2 pseudogenes are annotated in these 3273 nt (G+C 51.8%); both read right to left on the reverse strand.

From position 1 onward, the window contains the following. Positions 1 to 122: 122 nt before the first annotated feature. Positions 123 to 1127 (reverse strand): annotated as a pseudogene (locus tag ACTBDZ_RS16345) (YeaH/YhbH family protein); the annotation flags it as partial. A gap of 36 nt (positions 1128 to 1163) precedes the next feature. Next, positions 1164 to 3101: pseudogene (locus ACTBDZ_RS16350) on the reverse strand (PrkA family serine protein kinase). Positions 3102 to 3273 lie beyond the last annotated feature (172 nt).

Here is a 3273-nt window from a genome sequence, read left to right on the forward strand (position 1 = left end):
GATTGTTAGTATGAATCATGAGAGTTACCTCGTGTTTTGTATAAGGATTGGACACCCATATCAAAACCGGTAACTCTCAACCTTGCAAGGTCCAGTGTCAGATCAAGTCGCGACTAATACACATAAATATTCCACTGTGACGGGTTATAGCGCGCTTTAACCACTTCCTCCATCAGCTTCAATGCGCTGGACACAATGGTGCCGCCAGTCTCCTGTGAGTAGAAAAACTCCTGTTCATCGACCTCTTTGGCTTGGGTATGGTGGCGAATGTAAACCACGTCCACGTTCTTATAATTCCGGCTCAAAAACAGATAGAGTAAAATATAAAAACGTTTCGCCATGTCCTTGGTGGCCTGATCCATCGAGCCGGAAACGTCCATCAGGCAAAACATCACTGCCTGACTGGACGGTTCGGCCCGGCGTTCATAGTTCTTGAAACGCAGGTCGAAAGTATCGATAAAGGGCACGCACGCAATCTTCTCGCGCAGCGCCGCAATCTCGTGACGTAACCGATCCTCTTCGAGCAATTGGGCTGGCTCGGTGTGCTCGAGTTCTGCCAGATCTTCCTCGAGTTGGTGCAGTTCGCGTCGTTTCCCTGCCGTCATGGCCATACGCCGCGCCAGAGAATTTTGCAGCGAGCGTACCACGCTGATGTTGGCGGGCACACCGTTAGCGGTGTAACCCGCACGGTGCGTTTTGTACTCGTTCATTTGGTGCTGCTGGGTCTTTTTCAGGTTAGGCAGCGCCAGATCCCCGAACAGCAGATCGAGGTATTCATCCTTGGAGATTTGAAACACGAACTCGTCCTGGCCTTCGCCATCTTTACTGGCGTTGCCCTGACCGCCACCTCCTTGTGGCAGCTCGATGCGATCGTTGGTAACAAAATGGTCGTTGCCGGGGTGGACGCGATGCCGCTTCCCGCCGCGCCTCTGGTGGAACATCGGTTCGCTAATGTCGCCCTGAGGGATTGATACAGACTCCCTGCTGTCTATGTCGGTTACCGAACGCTTGTTGATGGCCTCGGAAATCGACTGTTTTATTTGCGACTTATAGCGGCGTAAAAAGCGCTGGCGGTTCACCAGGCTTTTGTTCTTGCCGTTCAGCCGTCGATCAATGAAATAGGCCATGATTCCCCCGCATGACGTGGTCAAGCTGCCCGTACGTTATGATGATTTCCTGACACGCAGATACCATTCGCACAGCAAGCGTACCTGCTTGCGGGTGTAGCCTTTCTCCATCATACGATCGACAAAGTCGTCATGTTTTTTCTGCTCATCGGTCGAGGTTTTGGTGTTGAACGAAATCACCGGCAACAGCTCTTCCGTATTGGAGAACATTTTCTTCTCAATCACGGTGCGCAGTTTCTCATAACTGGTCCAGTTCGGGTTGTGGCCACTGTGGCTGGCGCGGGCGCGCAGCATAAAGTTGACGATTTCGTTACGGAAATCTTTGGGGTTGCTGATGCCCGCCGGTTTCTATATTTTTTCCAGTTCGGCATTCAGCGATTCCCTGTCAAACAGTTGCACGGTGTCCGGATAGCGATACTCCTGATCCTGAATCCAGAAATCCGCGTAAGTGACATAGCGATCGAAAATGTTTTGCCCGTACTCGGAGTAGGACTCTAGGTAGGCGGTCTGAATCTCTTTGCCGATAAATTCGGCGTATTTGGGGATCAGATAGCCTTTCAGGTGCTCGACATATTTTTCCGCCACTTCTTGCGGGAACTGCTCACGTTCGACTTGCTGTTCCAGTACGTAGAACAGGTGCACCGGGTTGGCGGCAACTTCACTGTGGTCGAAGAAGTTGAACACGCGCGAGAGGATCTTGAAGGCGAAACGGGTGGACAAACCGCTCATGCCTTCATCGATGCCCGCGTAATCACGGTACTCCTGATAGGATTTTGCCTTGGGATCGGTATCTTTCAGGCTTTCCCCATCGTACACGCGCATTTTAGAGTAGATGCTGGAGTTTTCTGGCTCTTTAAGACGCGACAGGATTGAGAAGCGTGCCAGAGTTTCCAGCGTGCCGGGCGCGCAGGGGGAGTGCGACAGTTCGCTGTGATCGAGCAGCTTGTCGTAAATCTTCACCTCTTCGGAAACGCGCAGGCAGTAGGGCACCTTGACGATGTAAACGCGGTCCAAAAAGGCTTCGTTATTTTTGTTATTGCGGAATTGTACCCATTCCGATTCGTTGGAGTGGGCCAGAATGATGCCGTTGAACGGCAGGGCAGCAATGCCTTCGGTGCCGTTATAGTTGCCTTCCTGCGTGGCGGTCAACAGGGGATGCAGGACTTTGATGGGGGCTTTGAACATTTCCACAAATTCCATGATGCCCTGGTTGGCACGGCACAGCGCACCGAAATAGCCATAGGCATCTGGATCGTTTTGGGCAAAATGCTCCAGCTTGCGGATATCCACTTTCCTGACCAGTGCGGAGATATCCTGATTGTTTTCGTCGCCCGGTTCGGTTTTGGCTATCGCGACCTGCGCCAGAATGGAAGGCCACACTTTTATTACTTTAAATTTGGTGATGTCACCGCCGAAATCGCGCAGGCGTTTGGCCGCCCAGGGCGACATGATAGTGCCCAGATAACGGCGCGGTACCGCGTACTCTTTTTCAAGAATATCGGCATCTTCCTGAGGGTTGAACAGGCACAGCGGGTGGTCGTTGACCGGGCTACGTTCGCCATTGGCACTCAGCACATAAATCGGTACGCGTTGCATTAAGGCTTTCAGCCGCTCAGCCAGCGACGATTTCCCGCCGCCTACCGGACCGAGCAGATACAGGATCTGTTTCTTCTCTTCCAACTCTTGCGCGGCGTGTTTCAGGTAAGCGACGATCTGCTCTATGGCATCTTCCATGCCGTAGAACTCTTCAAAGGTCGGATAGCGTGCAATTACCCGATTAGAGAATAAACGGGAAAGGCGAGACTCATGGGCGGTATCCACCATCACGGGTTCACCGATCGCCATTAACAATCGTTCGGCGGCACTCGCATAGGCACTGCGATCCTGCTGACAGATGTTAAGAAATTCCTGCAACGTGAATTCTTCGTCCTTGGCAGCGTCATAACGCTGACGGTAATGATCAAATATGTTCATAGCGATGCCCGTCCTTCGTCGATTAGCACAGATTTAGAGAGCCTGTTAAACCGTCATTCCGCACCTACTTTAAGAATAAATTCGACGGTATCGCTCGCCGAGAACATCAACGATGGTCTTGTGAACAGAATTGAGGTTGGATACTTGTGGTGGTCTGTCACCAATACTGAAC

This window comes from Symbiopectobacterium sp., assembly GCF_051710365.1.
Taxonomy (GTDB): Bacteria; Pseudomonadota; Gammaproteobacteria; order Enterobacterales; family Enterobacteriaceae; genus Symbiopectobacterium.